The 25,277-nt window shown below is 43.0% G+C and carries 29 protein-coding genes and 2 tRNA genes; 5 read left to right on the top strand and 26 right to left on the bottom strand.

What is annotated here, in order from left to right; all coding sequences use genetic code 11:
* Positions 1-2 precede the first annotated feature (2 nt).
* The 6 genes from Q7U33_RS03800 to recA all read right to left on the bottom strand — a co-directional run bounded on the left by Q7U33_RS03800 (position 3) and on the right by recA (position 6,338).
* Positions 3-79 (bottom strand) — tRNA-Arg (locus Q7U33_RS03800).
* A 70-nt stretch (positions 80-149) separates the two neighbouring features.
* A tRNA-Ser gene (locus Q7U33_RS03795) sits at positions 150-243 on the bottom strand.
* A 75-nt stretch (positions 244-318) separates the two neighbouring features.
* The gene (locus tag Q7U33_RS03790) at positions 319-1,545 is read right to left on the bottom strand and encodes an aspartate kinase (RefSeq protein WP_304858266.1); all 1,227 of its coding nucleotides are present in this window, start codon (positions 1,543-1,545) and stop codon (positions 319-321) included.
* Positions 1,546-1,829: 284 nt separating this feature from the next.
* Positions 1,830-4,838 carry an alanine--tRNA ligase gene (gene alaS / locus Q7U33_RS03785; RefSeq protein ID WP_304858265.1) on the bottom strand — a complete coding sequence of 1,003 codons (3,009 nt, stop codon included), beginning with the start codon at positions 4,836-4,838 and terminating at the stop codon, positions 1,830-1,832.
* A gap of 23 nt (positions 4,839-4,861) precedes the next feature.
* On the bottom strand, positions 4,862-5,317 hold the full coding sequence (gene recX / locus Q7U33_RS03780) for a recombination regulator RecX (RefSeq protein ID WP_304858264.1): 456 nt from the start codon (positions 5,315-5,317) through the stop codon (positions 4,862-4,864).
* On the bottom strand, positions 5,310-6,338 hold the full coding sequence (gene recA / locus Q7U33_RS03775) for a recombinase RecA (RefSeq protein ID WP_019897439.1): 1,029 nt from the start codon (positions 6,336-6,338) through the stop codon (positions 5,310-5,312). The genes recX and recA overlap by 8 nt, the downstream gene beginning before the upstream one ends.
* Before the next feature lie 205 nt (positions 6,339-6,543).
* Between recA and Q7U33_RS03770 the strand changes: the two genes are divergently transcribed.
* A complete protein-coding gene (locus Q7U33_RS03770) occupies positions 6,544-6,846 on the top strand; it encodes a hypothetical protein (protein ID WP_304858263.1) in 303 nt (100 codons plus the stop codon).
* Positions 6,847-6,848: 2 nt separating this feature from the next.
* On the opposite strand, the gene Q7U33_RS03765 is transcribed toward Q7U33_RS03770, so the two are convergent.
* The 4 genes from Q7U33_RS03765 to mog are packed head-to-tail and all read right to left on the bottom strand — an operon-like array spanning position 6,849 to position 9,362.
* The gene (locus Q7U33_RS03765; RefSeq protein WP_304858262.1) at positions 6,849-7,331 is read right to left on the bottom strand and encodes a CinA family protein; all 483 of its coding nucleotides are present in this window, start codon (positions 7,329-7,331) and stop codon (positions 6,849-6,851) included.
* Positions 7,310-7,807 (bottom strand): phosphatidylglycerophosphatase A, encoded by a 498-nt coding sequence (locus Q7U33_RS03760; protein WP_304858261.1) that lies wholly within the window; start codon positions 7,805-7,807, stop codon positions 7,310-7,312. The genes Q7U33_RS03765 and Q7U33_RS03760 overlap by 22 nt, the downstream gene beginning before the upstream one ends.
* Positions 7,800-8,750: a thiamine-phosphate kinase gene (thiL, locus tag Q7U33_RS03755; RefSeq protein ID WP_304858260.1), complete on the bottom strand. Its 951-nt coding sequence runs from the start codon at positions 8,748-8,750 to the stop codon at positions 7,800-7,802. Before thiL ends, Q7U33_RS03760 begins: the two co-directional genes overlap by 8 nt.
* Before the next feature lie 12 nt (positions 8,751-8,762).
* Positions 8,763-9,362 carry a molybdopterin adenylyltransferase gene (gene mog / locus Q7U33_RS03750; RefSeq protein WP_304858259.1) on the bottom strand — a complete coding sequence of 200 codons (600 nt, stop codon included), beginning with the start codon at positions 9,360-9,362 and terminating at the stop codon, positions 8,763-8,765.
* A gap of 111 nt (positions 9,363-9,473) precedes the next feature.
* On the opposite strand from mog, the gene Q7U33_RS03745 reads away from it, so the two are divergent.
* Positions 9,474-10,208, top strand: coding sequence for a PDZ domain-containing protein (locus tag Q7U33_RS03745; protein ID WP_304858258.1), 735 nt, complete (start codon positions 9,474-9,476; stop codon positions 10,206-10,208).
* Between the two features lie 109 nt (positions 10,209-10,317).
* Here Q7U33_RS03745 and Q7U33_RS03740 read toward each other — a convergent pair whose 3' ends face one another.
* Together Q7U33_RS03740 and yjgA are read right to left on the bottom strand one after the other, a co-directional pair.
* Entirely contained in the window at positions 10,318-10,548 is a 231-nt protein-coding gene (locus Q7U33_RS03740; protein WP_304858257.1) for a sulfurtransferase TusA family protein, read from the bottom strand.
* Positions 10,549-10,655: 107 nt separating this feature from the next.
* Entirely contained in the window at positions 10,656-11,225 is a 570-nt protein-coding gene (gene yjgA / locus Q7U33_RS03735) for a ribosome biogenesis factor YjgA (protein ID WP_304858256.1), read from the bottom strand.
* Between the two features lie 66 nt (positions 11,226-11,291).
* Here yjgA and pmbA point away from each other — a divergent pair, with 66 nt between their 5' ends.
* Positions 11,292-12,632: a metalloprotease PmbA gene (pmbA, locus tag Q7U33_RS03730; RefSeq protein WP_304858255.1), complete on the top strand. Its 1,341-nt coding sequence runs from the start codon at positions 11,292-11,294 to the stop codon at positions 12,630-12,632.
* 381 nt (positions 12,633-13,013) lie between these two features.
* Here pmbA and Q7U33_RS03725 read toward each other — a convergent pair whose 3' ends face one another.
* The 12 genes from Q7U33_RS03725 to Q7U33_RS03670 all read right to left on the bottom strand — a co-directional run bounded on the left by Q7U33_RS03725 (position 13,014) and on the right by Q7U33_RS03670 (position 22,229).
* Positions 13,014-13,751: a VacJ family lipoprotein gene (locus Q7U33_RS03725; protein WP_304858254.1), complete on the bottom strand. Its 738-nt coding sequence runs from the start codon at positions 13,749-13,751 to the stop codon at positions 13,014-13,016.
* A 226-nt stretch (positions 13,752-13,977) separates the two neighbouring features.
* On the bottom strand, positions 13,978-15,402 hold the full coding sequence (locus tag Q7U33_RS03720) for a deoxyribodipyrimidine photo-lyase (protein WP_304858253.1): 1,425 nt from the start codon (positions 15,400-15,402) through the stop codon (positions 13,978-13,980).
* An 88-nt stretch (positions 15,403-15,490) separates the two neighbouring features.
* Entirely contained in the window at positions 15,491-15,748 is a 258-nt protein-coding gene (locus Q7U33_RS03715) for a hypothetical protein (protein ID WP_019897457.1), read from the bottom strand.
* 132 nt (positions 15,749-15,880) lie between these two features.
* Positions 15,881-16,348 carry a 23S rRNA (pseudouridine(1915)-N(3))-methyltransferase RlmH gene (rlmH, locus tag Q7U33_RS03710; protein WP_304858252.1) on the bottom strand — a complete coding sequence of 156 codons (468 nt, stop codon included), beginning with the start codon at positions 16,346-16,348 and terminating at the stop codon, positions 15,881-15,883.
* Between the two features lie 95 nt (positions 16,349-16,443).
* A complete protein-coding gene (gene rsfS, locus Q7U33_RS03705; protein ID WP_304858251.1) occupies positions 16,444-16,833 on the bottom strand; it encodes a ribosome silencing factor in 390 nt (129 codons plus the stop codon).
* A complete protein-coding gene (gene panD, locus Q7U33_RS03700; protein WP_019897462.1) occupies positions 16,834-17,214 on the bottom strand; it encodes an aspartate 1-decarboxylase in 381 nt (126 codons plus the stop codon).
* 45 nt (positions 17,215-17,259) lie between these two features.
* Complete coding sequence (gene panC / locus Q7U33_RS03695; RefSeq protein ID WP_304858249.1) at positions 17,260-18,111, bottom strand: pantoate--beta-alanine ligase; 852 nt, start codon at positions 18,109-18,111, stop codon at positions 17,260-17,262.
* A gap of 21 nt (positions 18,112-18,132) precedes the next feature.
* Complete coding sequence (gene panB / locus Q7U33_RS03690; RefSeq protein WP_304858247.1) at positions 18,133-18,945, bottom strand: 3-methyl-2-oxobutanoate hydroxymethyltransferase; 813 nt, start codon at positions 18,943-18,945, stop codon at positions 18,133-18,135.
* A gap of 18 nt (positions 18,946-18,963) precedes the next feature.
* Positions 18,964-19,611, bottom strand: a complete 648-nt coding sequence (locus Q7U33_RS03685) for a deoxynucleoside kinase (RefSeq protein ID WP_304858245.1) — start codon at positions 19,609-19,611, stop codon at positions 18,964-18,966.
* 3 nt (positions 19,612-19,614) lie between these two features.
* Positions 19,615-20,109, bottom strand: coding sequence for a 2-amino-4-hydroxy-6-hydroxymethyldihydropteridine diphosphokinase (folK, locus tag Q7U33_RS03680; protein WP_304858243.1), 495 nt, complete (start codon positions 20,107-20,109; stop codon positions 19,615-19,617).
* Positions 20,106-21,548, bottom strand: coding sequence for a polynucleotide adenylyltransferase PcnB (gene pcnB, locus Q7U33_RS03675; RefSeq protein WP_304858241.1), 1,443 nt, complete (start codon positions 21,546-21,548; stop codon positions 20,106-20,108). The genes folK and pcnB overlap by 4 nt, the downstream gene beginning before the upstream one ends.
* A 132-nt stretch (positions 21,549-21,680) precedes the next feature.
* Positions 21,681-22,229: a cob(I)yrinic acid a,c-diamide adenosyltransferase gene (locus tag Q7U33_RS03670; protein WP_304858240.1), complete on the bottom strand. Its 549-nt coding sequence runs from the start codon at positions 22,227-22,229 to the stop codon at positions 21,681-21,683.
* 110 nt (positions 22,230-22,339) lie between these two features.
* On the opposite strand from Q7U33_RS03670, the gene murI reads away from it, so the two are divergent.
* Positions 22,340-23,167, top strand: coding sequence for a glutamate racemase (murI, locus tag Q7U33_RS03665; protein WP_304858239.1), 828 nt, complete (start codon positions 22,340-22,342; stop codon positions 23,165-23,167).
* Between the two features lie 140 nt (positions 23,168-23,307).
* Here murI and Q7U33_RS03660 read toward each other — a convergent pair whose 3' ends face one another.
* Both Q7U33_RS03660 and Q7U33_RS03655 read right to left on the bottom strand, forming a co-directional pair.
* Positions 23,308-23,499 carry a zinc-finger domain-containing protein gene (locus Q7U33_RS03660; protein WP_036302191.1) on the bottom strand — a complete coding sequence of 64 codons (192 nt, stop codon included), beginning with the start codon at positions 23,497-23,499 and terminating at the stop codon, positions 23,308-23,310.
* A 54-nt stretch (positions 23,500-23,553) separates the two neighbouring features.
* Entirely contained in the window at positions 23,554-24,498 is a 945-nt protein-coding gene (locus Q7U33_RS03655) for a branched-chain amino acid transaminase (RefSeq protein WP_304858237.1), read from the bottom strand.
* Positions 24,499-24,680: 182 nt separating this feature from the next.
* On the opposite strand from Q7U33_RS03655, the gene Q7U33_RS03650 reads away from it, so the two are divergent.
* The gene (locus Q7U33_RS03650) at positions 24,681-25,256 is read left to right on the top strand and encodes an SCO family protein (RefSeq protein ID WP_370651979.1); all 576 of its coding nucleotides are present in this window, start codon (positions 24,681-24,683) and stop codon (positions 25,254-25,256) included.
* The last annotated feature ends 21 nt before the right edge of the window (positions 25,257-25,277 follow it).

The raw sequence follows: 25,277 nt of genomic DNA, 5'->3' as shown, positions 1-25,277 counted from the left end.
ATTGGTGCGCCCGGAGCGATTCGAACGCCCGACCCCTTGGTTCGTAGCCAAGTACTCTATCCAGCTGAGCTACGGGCGCATGCGCAGTATTATACGTCATACTGCCAATTTTTTAAAGATAAAATTACAATCTTTAAGTTATGTTACATTGGCGGAGAGCGAGGGATTCGAACCCTCGATACAGATGTAAGCCCGTCTGCTTCCTTAGCAGGGACGGGCCGTCGACCACTCGGCCAGCTCTCCGTTTACTTCAATTACGCTTCTTACGAGGGCGTGATAGTACGCTAAACGCTTTTAAAAATCAACGTTAACTTGCAATTATGCTGCTTCTAATTCAAATGCTTTGTGTAAAACGCGCACAGCTAGCTCAAGATATTTTTCATCCACTACGACTGCAATCTTAATTTCAGAGGTTGAGATCATTTGAATGTTAATGCCTTCTTCAGCCAGTGTGCGGAACATTTGGCTTGCAATACCTACGTGTGAGCGCATGCCAACGCCTACGATAGATACTTTAGCGATTTTATCATCGCCACTAATTTCACGTGCGCCGATATGGCCTTGCACTTTGTCGCGCAGGATACTTAAGGCTTTATTCATTTCATTTTTATGAACAGTGAATGTGAAGTCAGTTGTGCCGTCAGCGCCTGTGTTTTGGATAATCATGTCCACGTCAACGTTTGCTTCAGCAATAGGGCCAAGGATTTGGTAAGCAATGCCAGGTTTGTCTGGCACACCTAATACAGTGATTTTGGCTTCATCGCGGTTAAATGCAATGCCAGAAATAACGGGTTGTTCCATTGTATTATCTTCCTCAAATGTGATCAGTGTGCCATCGCCTTCTTCTTCAAAGCTTGATAGCACGCGTAATTTAACTTTATATTTTCCTGCAAATTCAACAGAGCGGATTTGCAGCACTTTGCTACCTTGAGAGGCTAACTCTAGCATTTCTTCAAACGTGATTTTGTTTAAGCGACGTGCCTCAGGTACAACACGTGGATCCGTTGTGTAAACGCCATCTACGTCTGTGTAAATTTGGCATTCATCAGCCTTTAATGCAGCAGCTAGCGCAACACCTGTAGTGTCAGAGCCGCCACGGCCTAGTGTGGTGATGTTGCCATTAGCATCTACGCCTTGGAAACCTGCTACAACGACTACATAGCCATCATCAAGATCTTGTTTGATGTTGTGTTCATCAATGCTCAGGATGCGAGCTTTGGTATGAGCATTGTCAGTTAAGATTTTGACCTGTGTGCCAGTGTAGCTTTTTGCTTTGATGCCTAGTTCCATCAGTGCTAGCGCAGTCATGCCGATAGTGACTTGCTCACCTGTTGAAACCATCACATCCAGCTCACGTGGATCAGGATCTTGCATGATTTCTTTAGCTAATGAGATAAGTCTGTTAGTTTCACCTGACATCGCAGAAACTACGACAACAATTTGGTGGCCTAGCGCTTTATAGCGTGCAACACGTGCCGCTAGGCTTTTAATGCGCTCTGGGTTTGCGACTGAGGTACCGCCGTATTTTTGTACAATAAGTGCCATAAAATATTCTTTTAACCTTATTAACTGTATTTAACTTTTAATTGTATTTACTGTGTTTAATTTTTAACAGCAACAGCTGTTAGGTAAAGCGATCAGAACATTTTCTATTTATGAACAGTTTTTACTATTGTTCAATTAACAAGTCAATGTTGCCTGACTTAATGCAAAATCTATCGTAGTGCTCGGTGTGTAGATTGCTTTGCAATTAACACATTTGCTTGCTGGCCTTACTGATGTTAGTTGTTTTGAGAGATGACCTACCTCAGAAAAGCCAAACATATTAATTAAGATACTTTACTTTTAATCCAATCTGCTACGCTTGCCAATGCTTGAGGTAGTTTGCTTGCATCGGTTCCGCCAGCCATTGCCATATCTGGTTTTCCGCCACCTTTGCCACCTACTTGGCCTGCAACAAAGTTGACTAGCTCGCCAGCTTTAACTTTGCTGATTAAATCAGCAGTCACACCAGCAGCTAAGCTTACTTTTCCATCGCTTACGCTAGCTAACACAATGGCGGCTGATTTCAATTTGTCTTTCAGCTTATCCATGGTTTCACGCAGGGCGTTAGCATCTGCGCCGTCTAATGTTGCAGATAATACTTTGATACCAGCAATTTCAATCGCTTGTGTTACTAAATCATCACCTTGTGAAGAGGCTAGTTTTGATTTTATACGCGCTAGTTCTTTTTCTAATGATTTTGCATGCTCACTCAGTTGTGCAACCTTTGAGGCTAACTCAGATACTGGTGCTTTTAGGTCACTAGCTAAGCTTGTGATGAGTGCTTGTTGTGTGTTGATGAGCTTCAGCGCACCTTCGCCAGTGGTCGCTTCAATACGACGCACACCAGCGGCTACGCCACCTTCAGACGTGATTTTGAATAGGCCAATATCACCAGTACGGCTTACATGGGTACCGCCGCATAACTCGCGGCTTGAGCCAATGTCTAGTACTCGAACTTCATCACCATATTTCTCGCCAAACAGCATCATCGCGCCAGTTTTCTGGGCAGATTCTATGTCCATTACACGTGCTTGGCAGGCAGCGTTAGCTAAAATTTCTGCGTTAACAATTTGTTCAACTTTGGCAATTTCATCATCGGTCATCGGTGCGGTGTGCACGAAGTCAAAACGTGTTTTATCGGTGTCGACCAAAGATCCTTTTTGTTGCACATGCTCACCTAGTACTTCACGTAGTGCTTTGTGCATTAGGTGGGTAGCTGAGTGATTGCGCATTGTGTTGGTTCGAGCTTGCGTATTAACGCGCGCGCTGACTTGGTCGCCAATGCTTAATGTGCCTGTTTTTAACACACCATGATGACCAAATACGGCTGCTTGAATTTTTTGTGTATCTTCGGCTTCAAAAATACCATTTGCACCGCGTAATTCACCGCAGTCGCCGATTTGACCACCAGACTCTGCGTAAAATGGCGTGTTATCAAGTACAACAACACCAGTTTCACCTTCGTTTAGTGTGGATACAGCAACACCATCTTTATATAAGGCGGTAATGTTTGCATTGGTTTCTAACTTGTCATAACCATGAAAGCTAGTGGCAACGCCATCATATTCCAAGTTGGTTGCCATTTTGAATTTGCCCGCAGCGCGCGCTTGTTCTTTTTGGCGTGCCATTGCAGCGTTAAATGCATCTGTATCAACTACCCAACCATGTTCTCGACAAATATCTTGCGTTAAATCTAAAGGAAAACCAAAAGTGTCGTGTAATTTGAATGCCAACTCTCCATTTAATACTTTATTCGAGTTGAAAAAGGTAATTCTTGCATCCAATGAAGAGCCCATTTGATGAGCTATGTTCCCAAGTGATGAGTCAAGCTTGTGTTCAGCAGAACTGTCATTGTCAGAATAAACAGCTAATTGCATGTGCAGGTTAGCCTGATTTGGAGGTATAGCTGAGTTTTTTAAACGATTTATAAAACCTTCGGCGATGCTAGGCGCTTCTCTCAGAGCATCCGCTACGGATGAATATGATTTGACTACTAAAATACCTTCATCATGTTTTGCTGACACCCAATAAACCCCTTCTCTTTTTGGGTGAACTGAACTAGGAACCTCTGATGAAATTGTTGCACCAACGCCAGGACTTGATCCAACACGGTAGAGAAATTTATATACAGGGTCAATCTCAGATAAAAGAATAACCATACCATTTTCAATGGTCTCAAAGAAGCGATCTTCTTCTTGTTTCAAGATATCTGTAATACGTGTTTGGTTGCTTGTGAGTTCAGGGTAAGCGCTACCCATTTCAGCTACTAAATCAGGTACCATTTTATGGAAAAATGCGCTGCGTACGCCTAGTTTGTAGCCGTGGCGAATCGCGCGGCGGATAATACGGCGCAATACATAACCACGGCCTTCGTTACCAGCAATCACACCGTCTGCAATTAAGAAGCTACAAGCGCGGATATGGTCAGCCAGCACTTTGAGTGATGGGCTGTTTAGGTCTGCTGTTTTGGTTTCACGTGCGGCAGCTGCGATTAATGTTTGGAATAGGTCAATCTCGTAGTTAGCATGTACGTGCTGTAGCACGGCTGAAATACGCTCTAAGCCCATGCCAGTATCCACTGATGGTTTTGGCAGCGGGTGCATTACGCCAGCTTCATCACGGTTGAACTGCATGAACACGTTGTTCCAGATTTCAATGTAACGGTCACCATCTTCATCCGGGCTCCCTGGAGGGCCGCCAAAATGGTGTGCGCCGTGGTCATAGAAAATTTCGGTACATGGGCCACATGGGCCAGTATCACCCATCATCCAGAAGTTGTCTGATGCGTAACGCGCGCCTTTGTTATCGCCTATGCGAATAATGCGCTCTGCAGGTACGCCGATCATGTTATTCCAGATAGCGTAAGCTTCGTCATCCTCAGCGTATACCGTGACGGTTAGTTTATCTTTAGGTAGTTTGAATACGTCTGTGAGCAGTTCCCATGCGTATTTAATCGCATCTTCTTTAAAGTAATCACCAAAGCTAAAGTTGCCTAGCATTTCAAAGAATGTATGGTGACGTGCTGTGTAACCTACGTTTTCGAGGTCATTATGTTTGCCGCCAGCGCGTACACACTTTTGGCTTGAAGTGGCGCGGGTATATGCGCGTTTATCAAAACCTAGAAATACGTCTTTGAATTGGTTCATCCCAGCATTGGTGAATAATAGGGTAGGGTCACCATGTGGCACCAGTGAGCTTGAGCTCACAATCTCGTGGCCTTTGGATGCAAAAAAATCAAGAAACGCTTGGCGAATTTCGTTGCTGCTTGGGGTGCTGCTAAGTTGTATGGTCATAAAGTTTAATTTTAAGTGCTTGTTTAATCGTTATCATTAACGCTTAGTATTTTTTTAATCAGTTCAAAGCCAAAACCGCGGCTTTGTAAAAATCTTGCTTGCTTTGCCCATTCTTCACGATTTTGTGGATAGGCTTTGAATTTTTTACGCCACACTTCAGTCGCGTTGTCCAATTCTGTTGTTTTGAGTGTTTCTACTGCATCCGTAATTAAGTGGTCTGCAATCCCTTTTTCACGTAATTCATGCGCAATTTTGGCTGTGCCGAACTTTGCTTTTCTTGCGTGAATCATTTGCTCAGTAAATCGCTGGTCTGAAAGCCAACCTCTTGCCTTAAAGTCATCTAGTAAGGCAGGGATATCATCATTTTCGTCTGCATAGGCTTTGAGTTTTTTGCCAAGCTCGATATAAGAGTATTCGCGCTTGGCTAAGTAATCTAAAGCACGCTGACGCAGCGATTTAACGACAAAGGTTTTAGTCATCCTCGCTACGTGGTGCAGTCATTGCTTCGCTGAGTGATTTAGCATTGGCGCGGATTTTTGCTTCTAAGTCTGCGGCAATTTCTGGGTGCTCACGTAAGAACTCTTTTGCATTTTCTTTACCTTGGCCAATTTTTTCACCGTTGTAGCTATACCAAGCGCCTGCTTTTTCAATCAGTTTAATATTAGCGCCAAGCTCGATAATTTCACCAAAACGAGAAATGCCTTCGCCGTACATGATGTCAAATTCAGCTTGTTTGAACGGAGGAGCTACTTTGTTTTTAATCACTTTTACGCGTGTTTCTGAGCCTGTAACTTCATCGCCTTTTTTAATCGCACCAGTACGACGAATATCTAAACGTACAGAAGCGTAGAACTTAAGCGCATTACCGCCAGTTGTTGTTTCTGGGTTGCCAAACATCACACCGATTTTCATACGGATCTGGTTAATGAAAATCACCAAAGTGTTAGTGCGCTTAATGTTACCCGTTAACTTGCGTAGTGCTTGGCTCATCAGGCGTGCTTGCAAGCCCATGTGTGAGTCACCCATTTCGCCTTCAATCTCTGCACGTGGTGTAAGTGCTGCCACTGAGTCAACGACTACGATATCTACAGAGCCTGAGCGCACTAGCATGTCTGCAATTTCAAGCGCTTGCTCACCAGTGTCAGGTTGTGAAATTAATAAATCAGGTACGTTGACACCTAATTTAGCTGCGTATTGTGGGTCTAGTGCATGTTCTGCATCAATAAACGCCGCTACGCCGCCTAATTTTTGCATTTGCGCAATGACTGAAAGGGTCAATGTGGTTTTACCTGAAGATTCAGGACCATAAATTTCTACGATACGGCCACGCGGTAAACCGCCGATGCCTAAAGCAATATCAAGGCCGAGTGAACCGGTTGAAACGGCTTGAATATCTTCGCCGATATCACTGTCACCCATGCGCATGATAGACCCCTTGCCAAATTGTTTTTCAATTTGCGAAAGTGCGGCAGAGAGTGCTTTAGCTTTATTGTCATCCATTGGATTTTTACCTTTATTTTGAAGTGCTTAAATTAGCTTTCAATTATTCCATATTTTACAGTTTAGCGTAAGTCTCATCGTTGCTTAAGCATGGGTATTTATACCAATCATGGTGAATAAATAACAATCTTGCTTGCGAAGTCAACGCAATGTTTTGGTATTCGTTAAATGTGGACGTAGTGATGTAATTTTAAGGAGAGTGACAATGAAAGTATTTCGTTCATTATTAGTGGCTTTAGCGATAGGCGCTGCTACTTTGTCTAGTGCTCAAGCGCGTGATTCTGTGAGCTTATCAATCAATATTGGTGGGCCAGGTTATTATGCGTATCCAGTTGTAACCCACTATGTTGCACCGCATGTTGTGTATTACCCTACACATCGCGTTTATCATGCTGCACCGTATGCTTATCAGGCTTACCCTGCTGCTGTGTACCGTAGTGGTCATTATTATTCAGGGCACCGCCATTATCGCGGACATGGTCATCATCATGATGGTCGACGTAGATAATGTTAGGTTAATCTTTCAATAAGCTGCGCTAACATAAAGGCGGTGGCTTGTTGTCTGATTTCTGTACGGCTACCCTGAAACTGCTTGGTGCATGTGGACATGGGCAAGTGAATACCTACCCATGCGAAGCATACCGTGCCCACAGGTTTTTCTGGGCCGCCGCCATCTGGCCCTGCGATACCAGTAATGCTACCTGCAATATGCGCATGACTGTTTTTTAGTGCGCCAACTGCCATTTCAGCCGCGGTTTGCTCGCTTACTGCGCCAAAGTTTTCTAATGTGGATTGAGACACGTTTAACATCTCAATTTTGGCGTTGTTACTGTAGGTGATAAAGCCTCGATCGAACCACGCTGAGCTACCTGCGATACTGGTGACGGTCTGCGCCACCATACCGCCTGTGCATGATTCTGCTAATGCCAATAGGTAGCTATGTTGCTTAAGCTTTAGGCCTAACTCAGATGCTAAAGTTGAGTGATTGTCCATTCCAAGGCCTTTAGGCTGAGTATGGCGTAAATGGCGGCCAGTAGATCATCTAACATCACGCCCAAGCCACCTTTTACTTTTGCATCGCATTGGTGGATAGGGAATGGTTTCCAAATATCGAATAATCTAAATAGTAAAAATGCCACCAGCCACCATTGCCATAGGTTAATGGTGAAAGTGAGTACTAACATAATGGCGACAATTTCGTCCCAAACAATACTGCCATGGTCTGATACGCCTAGCGCTTTACCTGTTTTCTCGCAAAAATAAATGCCCACTAAAAAAAGTAGGGTGATTAATGCTAATTGCGTTGTGAATGCGTAGGTATGGATCAGCCAAAATAGTGGCAACCCAACTACTGTGCCAAATGTGCCAGGTGCTTTTTTGGCTAGGCCGCTCCCAAAACCTAGTGCAAAAAAATGGGCTGGATGTGAGGTTAATAATTTAAATGTAGGGTGCGAAAGTTTGTTAGCCAAAATGATCAAACCCTTTTTTAGAGATATCCAACGCTTGTTGATGGTGTGTAATGACAAGTGCTGGTTGTGGTGTAGTCTCACCAATTAAAGTGAGTGGTAGCTGTAATTGATGACTTAATTGATGGATATAGTCACGCTGTGATTTAGGGGCGGTAAATAGCAGCTCATAGTCATCGCCTCCTGCTAATATGCACTGTTGTATGTTGCTATCAGTTAAGTGTGTGCGTAAGTAATCGTCACAGTGGATGTTTTCTAGTGCGAGTTTTGCGCCCAAGTGAGAGGCTTTAAGTATATGGCTGAGGTCTGCTGTGAGCCCGTCTGAAATATCAATGCAGCTATTGGCAATGCCACCTAATGCTAAACCTAATGCAACGCGTGGTGTCGGTGTGTTTAGGGCAGCTAGGCAGTGAGATGCTGTTGGTTCTGTCAGCATGACTTTACCTTGAAGGTGAGCCAGCCCGAGTGCTGCACTGCCTATCATGCCTGATACCCAAATATCATCATCAGCTTTTGCACCGCTACGCTGAATTGCTTTGCCTGTTGGCACTTCTCCCATGATTTGTATGCTTAGCGTTAATGGGCCTTTTGTCGTGTCGCCACCAATTAAGTCAACATCAAAGGCGTCTGCACATGCGAAAAATCCTTCTGAGAACTCTGCAAGCCATGGCTCATTCACTTCAGGTAAGGCAATCGCTAGGGTTGCCCATTTTGGACATGCACCCATGGCGGCCATGTCTGAAATATTCACTGCTAAAGATTTCCATCCGACGCTATAGGCGGGTGCATCATGAAAAAAGTGAGTGCCCGCTACCAGCATATCTGCTGAAATGGCGAGCTGGTGGCCTTGAGTCACGCGAAGTAATGCCGCATCATCACCCACACCTAAATCTGCATGTTTGGTGTTGCGTGTGAAGTATTTAGCAATTAAATTAAACTCGGACATTTTAGCTGGGTATTAAGCTGTAGGTGCAGATTTTGGTCTGAATGCTTTGATGATAGCTTCATTAGTTTCTATTTTTGGCATTGGGTTGTCTGGTGTGGCAAGTAAGTCTATGCAATAGGGAACTGCTGCAAATATGCCATGTACTAGCGTGTTTCCTGCCTCATCTTTTAAGCCTTCTAATGTTTGCGCAATCGCTTTAGGTTGCCCGGGCAAGTTAATAATTAAACATTGCTTGCGAATTACTGCAACTTGTCTGGATAAAATGGCCGTAGGTACAAAGTTTAGGCTAATCTGCCGCATTTGTTCACCAAAGCCTGGCATCTCTTTATCGGCTACCGCTAACGTTGCCTCTGGTGTTACGTCGCGTAAGGCAGGTCCTGTGCCACCAGTGGTAAGAATGAGTTGGCAGTATTGAGAGTCAACTAAATCAATGAGTGTAGATTCAATTTCATCTTGTTCGTCTGGGATGAGTCGTGCTTCAAGCGTAAACGGTGTGGCCAGTGTTTGTGTCAGCCATGTACGGAGGCTAGGGATCCCTTTGTCCTCATATTCACCACTACTTGCACGGTCGCTAATAGAAACTAATCCGATTTTAATGAATTCTTTGGTCATTTTTGTGTCATTAGTACTTAAGTAATACTGAATCATACCATTACCAAACTCAAAGGATATTTTATGCCAGTGATTAGCACCAAAAATTCATATGTAAATTTAGCTAAGATCATGTTGTTTTCCCTAGCTAGTTTGGGCCTAGTGATGTTTGCACATCAGCTTTATGCAGCTGACCAAAATCCATATGAAAAAAATTATAAGAAGCAGAATGCAAATGATTTAAGGTCATTACAAGCTAAGCCAGATACTAAGATTTTTGTAGGCAATCATAAGGATGAAGACAACATTACTATGTTGGAAGATGGTTATGATTTGATGGGGACCTCAGGTTTTTCAGCAATGGAGGCATCATCAGACTTTGCTTTGCAACATGCAAAATCAATTAAAGCCGATATCGTGATGGTTTATCAAAAATATGAATCAGCAAAAACTGCAAGTTCAAAGTTACAGCTAATTAAAGAGGCCGCTAATAAGGGGGGTGAAATTGATCCCAATGATTTGGAGGATGAGCCTACGCAGTATCTTTATCATGCAAGTTACTGGGCTAAGTTGCCTATGCCTTTATTTGGTGTGCATATCATCAAACTTAAGCAAAGCGAGGCTGACGAAGGTGCACCTAAAGCATTACCTGGTTTGAGGGTGATTGCTGTGATTAAAACTTCACCAGCATCAAATGTGGGGCTAATGCGAGGTGATTCATTATTGAAGTTGGGCGACGTGACGCTAAACACTGCTGATGATTTATTTACAGCCGTGAAGCGTTATGCAGGACAAAAAGTGCCAGTCGCATTTCAGCGAGGAGATGTCAGCATGCGTCAGCTAGTACAGTTAAACGTGCGTAAATAAATTCCGCTATCAATGCTAGTGCTGGTGTATTGCTTTAGAAGCAATAGTTTAGTTCGATGGCGCTGACCAATTTAGCGATAGCTGTGAGATGCGTCAGCTTTAATTGAGCTCATTTTTGAATCAGAAAAACAAAACCTTCTTCATTCTTTAGCTCTTGTAATAATGTATAAGAATTGTTTGCGACTAGCGTACGTATATTATTAACGGTACTTTCTTTACTAGTAATCACTTTTAATACGTCACCGTTTGGTAACGTATCTAATACTTCTTTCGTGCGAATCATTGGAATAGGGCTGTCTTCATGGCGAACATCAAGAACGGTGTTGAAATTTATAGTCATGATTTTTACTACCTTGTTTGTTGCATACTGAAATAAATGCTGTTGCAAATAGTATGCGATTGTATTAAGTGTTACTAGATTGCTTTGAACAGGAACAAATACAGCGATTAGTCTTCTGACACTTCTTCATCTGCCACTGTATTGTTGCTAGTGATATCGCGCAGTAGTTTAAAAATCTCTCTACTGCTTTTTGGAGGTTTGTTTGCGAGATGTTCTTTTTGAGCGTTACGAATTAAAGCGCGAAGCTGCTGGCTATCAATGGTAGGGTGCAGCACCATAAACTCAGATAATGCATTGGTATCGTTGATGAGCCGATCGCGCCAGCGCTCAAGTCCGTGGAAATAAGCGTTTTCAGCAGTGTTTTTGCCTTCCCAGCGAGATAGTTGCTCGATAATGGGGGCAGTATCGACTTCACGCATTAGGCGGCCTAAATATTGCCGATGGCGGCGAATAGCGCCATTTGCAGTAATTTTCTTAGTATCCATTACTGCTGTGAATAACTCTTCAGGCAAGTTAAGCTTGATGAGCCTATCTTTCGGTAGCTCGGATAGCTTGACGCCAAGCGCCTGCTGGGCATCAGCCTCGGCTTTAAGTTTTGTTTTACTCGTAGGCAAGTCTGCATCTAAATTTGCATCATTGCTTAATTCTGTGTCGTTTGTTGTCTTTTTAGGTTTCATGCTGAGGTATTATATCAGTTATGCAGTTGAGTTATTAACGTACATTTTTTTATAGTAGAAAGCGTTATGTCAGATTCAGGGTTTAGTTATACATTAGATGAAATTAAGCAGATGTCAGAAGACGTCCTTAAAGTTGCCAAAAACCATGGTGCGAGTCAGGCCGAGGCTGAGTTGAGTTTGAGTATCGGGCAAAATGTTTCTGTGCGCATGCAAGAAGTTGAGCATATTGAATATAACCGAGACAAAGGTATGTCTGTCACGGTTTATTTTGGCAAACAAAAAGGCCATGCTAGCACTTCAGACTTATCACCACAGGCGCTCAAAGATACCGTCTCAGCTGCTTGCAATATTGCCAAATATACCGCAAAAGACGATTTTTGTGGGTTGGCAGACGCTGATTTAATGGCTAAACCCGTTCAAGACTTGGACTTGCATCATCCTTGGGATTTGTCTGTAGATGAAGCTGTGTTAATTGCTAAGCAATGTGAAGAGACTGCCTTGGCAGTAGATAAGCGTATTAGTAACTCTGAGGGAGCTAGCGTATCAACAGGCACTGGTTTTTTTGCTTACAGTAATAGTCATGGATTCACTGGAGGCTACCCAAGCTCACGTCACGGTATTAGCTGCTCGGTAATTGCTGAGTCGGGCGATAGCATGCAGCGTGACTATTGGTATGCCACTGCACGTGCCGCAGAAGATTTACAATCTCCTGTAGAAATAGGAAAGCTTGCTGGTGAGCGCACGGTTAAACGCTTAAACTCAAGAAAGATAAAAACTTGTCAGGTGCCAGTGTTATTTGAAGCGCCGCTGGCTAGTGGTTTGATTTCTACGCTGATTAGCGCAATTTCTGGCGGTAATTTATATCGTAAGTCTTCGTTTTTACTTGATAGCCTAGGTCAGCAAGTGGCATCGCCGTTATTAAATATTTACGAAGATCCACATATCAAAAAAGGGCTGGCAAGTAGCCCATTTGATAACGAAGGCGTCATCACAACGCCACGTCAATTGGTTAAAGACGGGATTTTGCAAGGTTATGTGCTTTCCAGTTACTCAGCTAGGAAGTTAGGGCTGAAAACAACTGGTAATGCGGGTGGCAACCATAACTTAATCGTGCAATCTGGCTCACTCGATTTTGCAGGGTTATTAAAAGAAATGGGCACTGGCTTGCTAGTGACTGAGCTGTTGGGTCATGGGCTGAACATGGTGACTGGTGATTACTCGCGAGGTGCTGCTGGTTATTGGGTTGAGAATGGCGTGATTGTTCATCCCGTTGAAGAAATTACCATTGCTAGCAACATGGCGGATATGCTAAAAATGATAGTAGGCATAGGTGGTGACGTGTTAATACAAGGATCTAAGCAAGTTGGCTCTATCCTAATTGAGCGCATGACTGTGGCGTGTGAATAATCTGCTTTGACGTACGAATAATGTGCTTCAGTACATATATTCTACGGGCAAGCCATATGCTGGCTTAGCACATATACTCCACAGACAAGACCTTTGTGGTTTAGGCGTGTGAGCCAGTATTTTGCTTCCCCGCCTGACTGTCCCTAAAGGACATCACCACCACTACTCTAAGTAGCTAAAGCTACAAGATTGGTGGGATAAGCCGTTAAAGCGGCAAGTCAAGTGTGAAATAATCTGCTTTCGCGCTTCCACTTAGGACTTTAGCCCTCTTTAGTTGGGAGGTGATGCCAAATCTTAGCTCATTGAATATGTATTTCAATTTCACTCTCCAAAAAATCAAAAAGCCCACTAAAAAGTGGGCTTTTTGATTTTAGAGGTTATTTATTTTTCTTCTTCTTCAAAGAACTCATCTTTAATCAAGTCTGTTGGGACTAGACCATCTTGAATAAGACTCGCACGTCTTTGGAGATAAGCATCACGCATGAATGCATAAGGATCAAGCGATGCGTCATCAACTAAGTCTTTAGCATCAAGTAGTTCGGTACGTTTGTCTATAAATTGCGCGGCACGTAGTTGGTTGTGCAGGCGAATTTCGCCAATGTTGTGCGTATAGGTAATAGGGTCTGATGTGGTTGTATCGACAATGAAACCAGCTGTGTCACGAACAGTCGATGGGCCTATGAACGGCAGCACTATGTAAGCGCCAGAGCCAACTCCCCAGTAGCCTAACGTTTGGCCAAAGTCTTCTTTATGCACAGGAATCTTGTCCATACCTGCAACATCAATCAAGCCAGCTAAACCAAAAGTGCTGTTGATGACAAATCGGCCTGTTTCACTAAACGCATTCGCAAATTTAAACTGAAAGAGATTGTTCAGTATGTTGGTAACAGAACCTAGATTATTGAAAAAATTATTAACACCAGTACGAATAGGTGATGGTGTCACTGTTTTATAGGCAGTCGCAACTGGTTTGAAAACAGCTTTGTCTGTGACGTCGTTAAATTTATAGACACCACGGTTAATGCTTTCTAATGGGTCTTTGTTCGCCTGAGATGCACAGCCAGTAACCATCACAGCAAGTAGGCAAGAGGCGAGTAAAAAGAATATTTTTTTATGCATTTTTTATGTTTCTTAATTTAAAGACTTATCGAATGTGGTGTCATTATACCAATTTATTTACAACTAAATATGGATAGCTATTCTGCGTATTGTTAACGATTGTAAATTAAACCATTTGTTACATTTATGCAACAAATATTCATCGGTCAATATGTGTGTTGAAACAAAAATGATGATGACATTCTGCTGACAGCGCATTCTATTTGTAATATCTAGATAATCTTAATTAAATCGTCATGTGTTTATATAAGTCTAGTGCCCGTTCACGTTGTGTCGCATGGTTAATAATTGGCTTTGGGTAATCTTGTCCAATCACTATTTTGATGCTTGATTGCCGCTCTGGCGATATTAGCCATGGTGCGTGAATTTCTTTGTCATTACAGTTTGCTAGTTCAGTGACATATTTTCGAATAAATTTGCCATTCGCATCAAAGCGCTCGCTCTGTGTGATTGGGTTGAAAATTCTAAACCAAGGTTGGGCGTCACAGCCTGTAGATGCTGCCCATTGCCATCCGCCATTATTTGCACTGAAATCAAAATCAATCAGTTTTTCTGCAAAATAGTGCTCACCCCAGCGCCAGTCTATAAGTAGGTCTTTGACTAAGAAGCTGGCGGCGACCATCCTGAGGCGATTATGCATAAAACCCGTGTGATTGAGTTGTCTCATTGCTGCGTCTACAAGCGGGTAACCTGTTTTTCCTTCACACCATGCTGTAAACAGCTTTTTGTCGTTAGGGAAGGGGATAGCTTCAAATTCAGGTTTAAAGGCTTTGCCTGTTTGAAGTTGTGGGTTGTGGTGCAGTATTTGGAAGTAAAAATCACGCCAGATGAGCTCAGATGCCCAAGTTTCTGCGCCTAGGCCACCGATTTGTAATGCTGTTTTTGCTAATTGCCGAATGGAGATAGTACCAAAGCGCAGATGCACCGATAGATAAGATACGCCTTTAACTGCAGGAAAGTCTCGTGCTTCTTTGTAATGTTTTATACGATCTACAAAATCTGAAAATAGTGATGCCGCTCCACTCATGCCGGTAGGCAGGCGCATATTGGATAAGTTTGTGCGTTGGAATCCTAGTGACTCAAGGTTTCGCAAGGTTTCTGGTTGAGTTTTGGCGAGGTTATTTAAGTAGGTATCTACTGGATAAGGTCTAAGATAGAAGTCGTCAACGTTTTTTAGCCACATATTTTTGTATGGAGTAAATACACTATATGGCTTGTGAGCCATCGTCAAGACTTCATCTTTTTCAAAAATAACATGGTCTTTGTAATGATGAAAATTAATGCTATTGGTTTGTAGTTGTTGTGCTACTTTGTTATCACGTGTAATCGCACTAGGCTCATAGTCGTGGTTGGTGAACACCGCCTGCACTTCTAAAGTAAGTGCTAATTGCGGAATCTCATTGGCTGCGCTGCCATGCAAGACGATTAAGTCCCCTCCATTTTTTTGAAGTGAGGCTTTGAGCTCTTTGACGCTTTCCCAAATAAACTCCACGCGACGGTCAGCCTTATTGATTAGCTGATTTAAAATCTCCGTGTCAAAAATGAATGTGCAATAGACTTGCTGTGATGCCTTGAGTGCATGGTAAAGCGCTGCATTGTCATAATCGCGTAGATCACGACGAAACCAAACAAGAGATTTTGAGTATTGCATGCGGGGTAAGCCATTCGTTAAATTGAAGTGATTTTACCCCACTTGCAGCCATGCTGTTCATTGACGTTAATGCGCCATTGAGTTTTGTTTAGCTTCTTGCACCCATCATATATTTTCCGGGTGTTGCTGGTTTGGCTTCGTTGCTTGAAGGGGTAAGTAAACCAAGTAACAGCTGTAGATCCAGTGATAAAAGAATTAGTTCCTCGTCACCAAGTGCGTCTACCTGCTCAAAAACTTCCGTCGCATATTTTGGGTCTTTAATCAGCTTGGCTGGGTTGACTGCACCAATTATTTTTCTAGCCGCAACAGAGAATTTTGACAATACAACTAAACATTGATTATCCATAATGACCCCAGAGAATTATTCTAAAAAAGTGCTAATCACTTAACAAATGCAATTTTATGGTGCATTTGTAAGGGAAATTAGGCACTTATATGATTGATGCTCTAATACTAAGCATTAAGCATGCCAGAAGCTTTATTCTCGATGGTAGGGATGGTTTTGAATTACGGAGTGTCCACGGTAAAGTTGTTCGCATAGTAGTACGCGGACAAAAGCGTGGGGTAGGGTGAGTTTGGATAAACCCCAAAGCCACTCAGCTTGTTGCTTAAGGCTGGCATGAATGCCATCTGCACCGCCTACAACAATACTGATATCTTTACCTAGTGTTTGCCAAAACTTCATTTTTTCCGCAAGTTGTAGCGTAGTGACTTCTTGCCCACGCTCGTCGCAGATGACTAAAAAGTCTTTGCCTGCGGCTTCAAGAATTCGTTTGGCCTCGGCCTCTTGGACAACCGCACTGTTTTTGCCATCTGCACGTTTATCAGGTTTAATTTCAACAATTTCAATGCTAAGTTCGCGCGGCATGCGCTTGATGTATTCTGCACAGGCAGTTTCTACCCAGTTTGGCATTTTGTGACCGACAGAAATAATCCGAAGTTTCAAGTGGCTTAAGAGATGGCTAAAATATGATGGTGGAAATACTTTGAAGCAAACGTCATGTAAACCTGCACCAATTAGCGCAGGATGTTTGTACTCACTTAAACTGGCTTAATGTGGCTACGGCGTGACTCTGCTTCGCCCCATAGTTGCTCAAGGTTATAGTAAGCGCGCGTTGCTGGTACCATAATGTGCACAACGATATCGTCTAAATCGACCAACACCCATTCACCTTCTTTTTCGCCTTCAGTACCGCGAATCGCGAAACCTTTTTCTTTGATTTTTTCTCTTACGTTGTCTGCGACAGCTTTAGCCTGGCGGCTAGAGTTGGCTGAAGCAACAATCATGTAATTGGTCATGCTGGTGAGCTTGCGCACATCCATTACGCTGATATCAAATCCTTTGATATCTTCAATTGCATCAACTACTGCGTTTTTCATGGCTTCTAAGTCTAAGTTCTTAGAAGGTGCTTTCTGTGTGTCTTGGGTCATTTATGCGGCCTGTGCTGGTATTGCATTGCGTTGAGATTTTATGCGGTTTTCTTGATCCACATAAATTAATGTTGGGGTAAACTTTTCGAGCTCAATTTCACTATAACTCGCATAACTTGCGATAATAATAATATCTTTAGGGTCTGCCTTATGTGCGGCGGCACCGTTCACCGAAATAATGCCAGAGTGGCGCTCTGCACGAATCGCATAAGTAGAGAAACGTTCACCGTTGGTGACGTTATAAATACTGATTTGCTCGTATTCGTGAATGTTTGCCGCTTCTAACAATTCTTCATCTATCGCACAGCTACCTTCGTAGTGTAGTTCAGAGTGCGTCACGTGTACGCGGTGCAACTTAGATTTAAGCATGGTTCTTTGCATGTGCTTAACCGTTTTTCAAAAGGGATTGCATTATAGTCTTTTCAATCACTTAGCGCAAAAATCAATATTATCAATGAGTCTTGTGCTACCTAGTTTCGCTGCACCTAAGACAACAAGTTCCTTATCTTGGTTCGTTGCGGGCTTTAAAGTATCGGTTGCACGTACTGATACATAGTCTACCAGCCAGCCCTGTTGGGCTAGTGTTTGGGATGCTGAGTTTTCTAATACTGTAAAATTGGTATTTCCTTGTTTTACTGCATGCACAATATTAGCTAGGCATTGGTGTAGTTGTGCTGCTTCTGATTTCTGTGTGGGTGTTAAGTAGCCATTACGCGAACTCATGGCTAGCCCACTTGGTTCTCGCACTGTATCGCCAGCAATAATCTGGATGGGTAAATTAAATTGCCTCACCAGCTCTTTAATGACAAATACCTGCTGAAAGTCTTTTTTGCCAAATATCGCAACTTGCGGCATGACCAAATTAAATAATTTCATCACAACAGTAGCTACGCCTGCAAAATGACCAGGGCGTGAGGCACCGCATAGCTCTGCTGCAATGGATGGTGGGGTAATGGTCATGGTCTGGTTTAAGTGTTCACCATCAAAATCTGGGTACATTTCTTTTACACTGGGGATAAAAACAATGTCTGCACCAGCGTCTGCCAGCCTTTTACAATCAGCTTCTAGTGTGCGCGGATAGTTGGCTAAATCTTCATTAGGGCCAAATTGTAATGGATTAACAAAGATGCTCGCCACTACACATTCACCATGTTGCTTGGCAAGGCTGACGAGGGCGATGTGACCATCATGTAGGTTGCCCATGGTGGGAATAAATGCAATGTTCGACTTTGTATTTAGTGTGCTTCTAAGTTCATTGGCTGTATGGATGCGTTGCATATTTTTTTGCGAAGATCGGGTTTAGTAGCTATGCTCAGGCGTAGGGAATGTCTTGTTTTTGACGGCTTGCACATAGTTGCTAACAGCTTGCTGGACGCTATTCGTTTCACATAAAAAGTTTTTTACAAAACGTGGCGCTTTAAATTCGCCAGGGTGTTTGCTTGCTGCACCATTGTAAATGCCCAGTAAGTCTTGAATCACTAGTACTTGACCATCGCAATCTACGCCAGCACCAATGCCGATGGTGAGGGCTTTGATCGATGCGGTGATATGTTTAGCCAATGTTGCAGGCACCATCTCTAGTACGATTAAACTAACCCCTGCGTCACTCATTGCAATCGCATCTTGTGTGATTTGGTGGGCACTTTCTTCTGTTTTCCCCTGAATTTTGTAACCGCCTAGTTGATTGACCGATTGCGGCGTAAAGCCAAGATGGGCACAAACTGGAATGCCTCGCTCAATCAGATAACGCGCAGTATGTACGCGATCTCCGCCGCCTTCAAACTTAACCATTTGAGCGCCTGAGCGAATTAACCATAAGGCATTTTTGTATGCTGCTTCGTTATCGTGCTCATAGCTACCTACAGGCATGTCAGCAATAATCAGAGAACTAGGCGCACCCGCTGCAACACTTTTTGTGTGGTACGTCATGTGATGCATGCTGACATTTAGCGTATTTTCAGCCCCCTGCAATACCATGCCAAGAGAATCACCTACCAATAAAATATCAACACTGGCATGTTCCATTAACTTCGCAAATGTTGCGTCGTAGCAGGTGAGCATGGCGATTTTCTCGCCACGGTCTGCTATTTCATTTAGCTTAATTAAAGTCATGTGTGGGAAGCCTGAAAATTACTCAAAATTAGGATTAAAGAACTCGCGCTGGCCTTTAATCTGCATGACGCGATTTAACAATAAATTAAGTGAACTGTCATTTTTAAGAATATTTAATTTCTCATTATTCACAACCAGTACTGGTGAAGCATCGTAGTTGTGAAAGAATTCACTGTAGGCATTAGCGAGCCGCTCTATGTATTCTCTAGGGATATCTTGCTCATAGCTTACGCTACGCTCTTCAATCCGTTCCATTAACGAATCTATCGGTGTTTGTAGATAAATGACCAAGTCTGGCTTTGGTGCCTTAAGTTGCAAGTGTTGGTATATCTGATGATACAGCGCATATTCTTCATCATCTAGGTTTAGTCTTGCAAATATGGGGTCTTTTTCTAAAAAGAAGTCTGCCACGATCGGTTTTGCAAACATATCGCGCTGGCTTAAGTCTTTGATTTGATTGGCGCGCTGAAACAAAAAGAATAGCTGAGTAGGCAAGCCGTAGCGTTGGGCATCTTGGTAAAAGCGCGGCAAAAAAGGGTTAGCCTCTGCTTTTTCAGATAAATAATCCACTGGAAATTTATCAGCCAATATTTTTGCTAACGTAGTTTTCCCACTGCCGATAGGGCCTTCAACAACGATGTACGGAAATTTATTAAAGATGCTCATGTTTTAACTAAGAGATGGTAATTTTTTGATACCTGACAATAGGTCAGATGTCATGAATGTCGCTATTTTGCCATGATTCGGAATGGAAATATCTGGTGCGATTTCAAATAGTGGCAATAAAACAAAACCGCGTAGATGCATACGTGGATGTGGTAAAGTCAGTTTTGTTGTATTTAATGTGACATCTTCATATAACAGTAAATCACAATCCAACACGCGCGGCGCATTGAGGTAAGGGCGTTCACGGCCAGCATGATTTTCTATATTGAGTATTGCGTCTAATAAGGCTTCAGGTGCTAGTGAAGTTTCAAGTTCAGCCACTGCGTTAATAAAGTCTGGTGCTGTCTCAATGCAATCAATCGGTGCGGTTTGGTAAAGCGAAGACTGCTTTACAAGGCGAGTCTCTGGTAGGTGACTTAACGCGATAACCGCCTGTTCCACCTGCGCTTTTGGGTTTTCTAAATTGCTACCAAGTGCAACAAATGCCTGTTTCATCATGATTCAGATGGCGTGTTGCCGCTTGGTTTTTTGCGGTTTCTTTTTTTACGTTTTTTAGGGGCTGTGTCAACTTCCAACATGGTCTGGCGTGTATCGTTATCTGCTTCTGCAAAGGTAGTCCACCATGTGCCTAATTCTGCTGGCAGCTCGCCTGATTCACAGCGTAATAGTAAGAAGTCGTAGCCAGCACGATAGCGTGGGTGTACGAGTAAACCAAAAGGACGTTTGCCTGAGCGTTGCTCAAAGCGCGGTTGCATGCCCCAAATTTCTTTCATGGTTGCGGTATAACGATTATGAATCGCTAGTTTTTCTGCTTGTGAGGCGATGACTTCACTCATTGCCATGTGTAATGCAGGTATTGGAGGGTTGCCATCATTTTTATATACTTCCCATGCCGTTAATACTTCATGCCAAAGCAAGGTGGCAAATAAGAAGCTAGGGTTGGCAGATTTGCCAGACAGAATGCGATTGTCTGTGTTTTGTAGCGCAAGCATGACAAAGCGCTCACCCATTGGTTGCTCTAGCACAACATCTAGCATCGGCAGTAAGCCGTGGTGTAAGTGCTGTTTACGCAGTGCAGTCACGCTTTCAATGGCGTGACCAGATAAAAACAGTTTGAGCATTTCATCAAACAGACGGCTAGGCGGCACATCTTCTAATAAGTCTGCCATTTTTGCGATTGGCGCCATCGTGGCTGGGTCAATTTGCAAACCAAGCTTGGCTGATAAGCGTACAACACGCAACATACGCACAGGGTCTTCTGCATAGCGAGTCTCTGGCTTGCCTATCATGCGCAAAATACCAGCTTGAATATCTGCAAATCCTTGGTGAAAGTCTAGTACTTCTTCGCTGGTTGGGTCGTAATAAAGTGCGTTGGCGGTAAAGTCGCGGCGAGTGGCGTCTTCTTCTAGGCTACCAAATACGTTATCGCGAATGATACGGCCGCTTTCATTGGTATGTGCGTCACCTTTGGCCTCGTGATGGCCACGGAATGTAGAAACTTCGATAGTTTCGTCGCCAAGCAATACATGTACTAGTCTAAAGCGTCTGCCGATGATGCGCGAACGTCTAAACACACGGTTTACTTCTTCTGGGGTGGCATCGGTTGCTACATCAAAATCTTTAGGCACGCGTTTAAGTAGTAAGTCTCTTACCGCGCCGCCAACAACATAGGCTTCAAACCCTGCTTTTTGCAGGCCTTCAATGGTTTTTATAGCGGCATTGCTTAACAGGCTTCGGTCTATTTGGTGCTTTTTGAATGGAATAATAACTGCACTGTCCGTATTGCTAGCTCTTTTTTTGCCTGATTTCTTTGTGCCTAAGATAGGGCGTGTGTTCTGTTGTGATTTGTCGTTCTCTGGCTTGGCTCGTGCTGGTGTTTCATGCCCAGTTTTTGCTAGTTTAGGCTTGAATATTTTGTTGAACAGTTTTCTTATCATGGTGAAATTATAGCTTAACCTATAGTGATTCTAAAATCATGACGATTGATAAATTGCCATAGTTGATGAATGGATGTTATGAAAGCCCATGATATTCGGCGTTGGTGCTGTAATTTAAGGATCAATATGATATCAAGCGTGCTCATTTTTCCATAATACGTCACTAACACCAGCTTCTTTGTTAATAATGCGGCACATCACAAATAATAAATCAGATAAGCGATTTAAATATTGCAATGAAATCTCAGTGACTTTTTCATTGCGGTGTAATTCAATTAATTTTCGTTCTGCACGGCGGCATACTGTACGCGCTAAATGGCAGAAAGAAGCACCTTTACTGCCGCCTGGTAATATAAATTCTTTTAATGGGCTTAATTCGCTGTTGAGATTGTCAATGGTCTGCTCCAAGTCATCAACACAAGCTTGTTTTAACAATACATAACCTGGAATGCAGATTTCTCCACCTAGATTAAATAAATCGTGTTGAATCTTTGTGAGGGCCTCTTGCAGGTGCTGAGAAATAGGCTCCGATAAAATTAAACCAATCACTGAGTTCAACTCATCCACATCGCCCATCGCATCGACACGAATGCTATCTTTGCTGATGCGACTGCCATCACCTAGCCCAGTCGTGCCATCATCGCCTGTGCGAGTGTAAATTTTACTTAATCGATTACCCATGATTGAATCCTTTTACGTGTAAGTTTTTGTATATTTGATGCTATGTTTTTTGCAAAGTGACATTGGAGATTTAATAATCCCAACGGTTTATAATATATGCATTGTAACTGATGACCGCCTTAACGATGACCGATCAATCTAACACGCATGATATGAAGCTTAGGCCGATAGCCGTATTTGATTCAGGCGTAGGTGGCATCTCAGTATTGCAGCATATTCATGCGCTGTTGCCTAATGAACAATTGCTATATGTGGCTGACAGCTTACACGCTCCTTATGGCAACAAAAGTCCACAAGAAATTCAATCACGTTGTATAAATATTACAGATTTTTTAATCTCAAAAAATGCCAAAGCAATTGTGGTCGCCTGTAATACAGCGACTGCAGCTGCCATTGATATGATGCGCGAAAAATATACTTTACCTATTATTGGCATGGAGCCAGCAGTCAAGCCTGCTGCAGAGGCCTCACGAAATGGCATTATTGGTGTGCTTGCAACCACAGGTACCCTAAAAAGTGCCCAGTTTGCAGGGTTGCTAGAAAGTTATGGACGCAATGTAAAAGTAGTGACACAAGCATGTGTCGGCTTGGTGGAGTGTGTGGAGCGGGGTGAGTTACAAGCCGAGAATACTTTGCGATTGGTTAAAAAATATTGTCAGCCATTGTTAGACGAGGGGGCCGATACTATTGTGCTTGGCTGTACACATTATCCATTTCTTCGACCATTGATAGAGCGTGTCGTGGGTGAGCATATCACTTTAATTGATACAGGTGCTGCTGTGGCTAAACAATTGCAGAAGCGGTTAACAGTACTAGACTTGCTTTCTAGTAGCTCAGCGCTGGCAGATGTGAAGTTTTGGACGAATAATCCAGCTTTGGAGGCTCAGCAGGTGATAGAGGCTCTATGGAAACAGAAGGCGGAAGTTAGTTTTTTATAACTTGATACCGCGAGTAAGTCTCATGGTCTTTTGCTTTGAACTTAGTATGTAGTGAGTTCAAAGTAAAAGAGCATGCATTACTAAGATTTGGATGGCAGTGAAATTAAAACTGTTGAGTATCAATCAACCACTACTTTAAATTAGTGATGGTGACCAACGACTTCGCCAGCTTTTAATTTGTATTTTGTGCCACAGTAAGGGCAGGCAACATGACCTGTCTTTGCTACGTCTAGAAACACACGCGGGTGAGATGACCACAGCGCTACTTCTGGCGTTGGACAATGCAGTGGTAAGTCTTTGGCTGAAACTTCGATTTCTTTTACATCAGACATTAAAATATCCTTATTTCGCCATTCTCACTTTTGCGAGAATGGCGGTGCTAGTGTTTATACTAATGTTAACCAGTCTGCGTGTTTTGCAGATTTACCTGTCACAACGTCAAAGTATAGTTTTTGTAGTTGTTTAGTAATCGGGCCAGCAGTGCCTGCACCGATAGCGCGGTTATCTAGCTCACGGATTGGTGTAACTTCAGCCGCTGTACCTGTAAAGAAAGCTTCATCAGCGCCATAAACTTCGTCGCGTGTGATGCGTTTTTCAATCACTTGAATGCCTAACTCAGTGGCTAGTTGCACAATGGTGTCGCGCGTGATGCCTTCTAGTGCGCTAGTCAGGTCTGGTGTGTATAGCTTACCGTTACGAACAATAAATATGTTCTCGCCTGAACCTTCTGCAACAAAACCATCTACATCTAGCAATAACGCTTCTTGATAACCGTCTTGCGCTGCTTCTTGGTGCGCCAAAATGCTATTCATGTAGTTGCCATTAGCTTTGGCTTTACACATGGTGATGTTTACATGGTGGCGTGAAAATGAGGACGTCTTAACGCGAATACCGTTATCTAGTGCGTCTTGACCCATGTATGCGCCCCACTTCCACGCGGCTACGATGACATGTGTAGACAGTGTTTTTGCTGAGATGCCCATTGCTTCTGCGCCATAAAATGCCATTGGGCGCATGTAAGCTGACTCTAGGTTGTTTTCGCGCACTGCTGCTTTTTGCGCTTCTATCATTTCTTCTTTGCTGTAAGGCATTTTCATGCCAAGAATATGTGCAGAGCGGAATAGTCTATCTGTATGCTCTTTCAAACGGAAAATTGCAGTACCTTTGTCTGTTTTGTAAGCGCGAACACCTTCAAATACGCCCATGCCGTAGTGCAAAGTGTGTGTTAAAACGTGAGTGGTGGCATCACGCCAGTTCACCATTTTACCGTCATACCAGATTACGCCATCGCGGTCTGCCATACCGCCAGAAGTTGCTGCAGGGTTAGCCATGCTGAGTCCTTAAAATGCTTGAAATTTGCAAAAGTAATATTGTAAACGAGTGCGGACTTGGTTTGCAGTAATTTATAGCATTTACAGATAAATTTATCATGCAAGGTGTTGAATTTATTGTGCATGGTAGAATCTTTATCTATTAATGTTGCTACAAAAGGTGTGATTCAGTGAATAAATTCATGAGATTAATATTGCTTGCGCTTTTCATGGTTGTTTTAGCAGGATGTAACGCGGCAAATAATGAACAAAAATTTAATGCGACAGATATTACAGGCGTAGATTTTGGTAATACGCTTAACTTGACTGACCATACGGGTAAGCCGAGGTCGCTCAATGATTTTAAGGGTAAAGTGGTTGCCTTGTTTTTTGGCTATACCCATTGCCCTGATGTTTGCCCAACAACGCTGACTGATTTTAAACAGGCAATGAAGCTGCTTGATGGGCATGCTAATGAACTACAGGTGTTATTTGTGACCTTAGATCCAGAGCGCGACACGCAAGCGTTGTTAGCAGAGTATGTGCCAGCTTTTGATGCAAGATTTCTTGGCTTGTATGGGTCAAAGGAACAAACTGCATCGGTATTAAAAGACTTTAAAATCTTTGCAGCAAAAGTCGAAAATAAAGGACGTAGCGGCTACACTATTGATCACAGTGCGGGTGTTTATTTATTTGATAAAACTGGCAAGATTCGCCTATATGTGGATTATGGCACTAAGCCAGAGGCGATTGCGAGTGATGTAAAGCAATTGCTGTAAACTTTATTGAATCGTCTGCTA

It is taken from the genome of Methylotenera sp., from assembly GCF_030653755.1.
Classification (GTDB): domain Bacteria; phylum Pseudomonadota; class Gammaproteobacteria; order Burkholderiales; family Methylophilaceae; genus Methylotenera.
The sequence above is the reverse complement of the archived record's forward strand: the minus strand, read 5'-3'. Positions and strand labels throughout refer to the sequence as shown.